We start from the raw sequence: 1,365 nt of genomic DNA, 5'->3' as shown, positions 1-1,365 counted from the left end.
GCCGGCCCCAGTGAACTCATCTGCTTGTCGGGTGGGGTGATGGGTGGCTGGTCGTTGCTTGAGAACTACACAGTGGACGCGAGCATCTGTGGCCAAGTTTTTAAGGGCGCACGGTGGATGCCTTGGCACCAGGAACCGATGAAGGACGTGGGAGGCCACGATAGTCCCCGGGGAGCCGTCAACCAGGCTTTGATCCGGGGGTTTCCGAATGGGGAAACCCGGCAGTCGTCATGGGCTGTCACCCATGCCTGAACACATAGGGCATGTGGAGGGAACGAGGGGAAGTGAAACATCTCAGTACCCTCAGGAAGAGAAAACAACCGTGATTCCGGGAGTAGTGGCGAGCGAAACCGGATGAGGCCAAACCGTATGCGTGTGATACCCGGCAGGGGTTGCGCATGCGGGGTTGTGGGATCTCTCTTTCACAGTCTGCCGGCTGTGAGGCGAGTCAGAAACCGTTGATGTAGGCGAAGGACATGCGAAAGGTCCGGCGTAGAGGGTAAGACCCCCGTAGCTGAAACATCAACGGCTCGTTTGAGAGACACCCAAGTAGCACGGGGCCCGAGAAATCCCGTGTGAATCTGGCGGGACCACCCGCTAAGCCTAAATATTCCCTGGTGACCGATAGCGGATAGTACCGTGAGGGAATGGTGAAAAGTACCGCGGGAGCGGAGTGAAATAGTACCTGAAACCGTGTGCCTACAAGCCGTGGGAGCGTCGCTCATCGAGTTTACTCGGTGGGTCGTGACTGCGTGCCTTTTGAAGAATGAGCCTGCGAGTTTGCGGTGTGTTGCGAGGTTAACCCGTGTGGGGAAGCCGTAGCGAAAGCGAGTCCGAACAGGGCGATTCAGTAGCGCGCTCAAGACCCGAAGCGGAGTGATCTAGCCATGGGCAGGTTGAAGCGGAGGTAAGACTTCGTGGAGGACCGAACCCACCAGGGTTGAAAACCTGGGGGATGACCTGTGGTTAGGGGTGAAAGGCCAATCAAACTCCGTGATAGCTGGTTCTCCCCGAAATGCATTTAGGTGCAGCGTCGTGTGTTTCTTGCCGGAGGTAGAGCACTGGATAGGCGATGGGCCCTACCGGGTTACTGACCTTAGCCAAACTCCGAATGCCGGTAAGTGAGAGCACGGCAGTGAGACTGTGGGGGATAAGCTCCATGGTCGAGAGGGAAACAGCCCAGAGCATCGACTAAGGCCCCTAAGCGTACGCTAAGTGGGAAAGGATGTGGAGTCGCAGAGACAACCAGGAGGTTGGCTTAGAAGCAGCCACCCTTGAAAGAGTGCGTAATAGCTCACTGGTCAAGTGATTCCGCGCCGACAATGTAGCGGGGCTCAAGCGTACCGCCGAAGTCGTGTCATTGCA

Annotated in this window: 1 rRNA gene (cut by a window edge); it reads left to right on the top strand. The window is 57.1% G+C overall.

The annotated features are described in order from the left end of the window. Positions 1-90: 90 nt before the first annotated feature. Positions 91-1,365: ribosomal RNA gene (locus ABZ567_RS32245) — 23S ribosomal RNA — on the top strand; its annotated part runs 1,655 nt beyond the window's last position; the annotation flags it as partial.

This window comes from Streptomyces sp. NPDC016459, assembly GCF_040632845.1.
In the GTDB taxonomy this organism is placed as follows: Bacteria; Actinomycetota; Actinomycetes; order Streptomycetales; family Streptomycetaceae; genus Streptomyces.
This window is presented reverse-complemented; position numbering and strand designations above follow the sequence as displayed.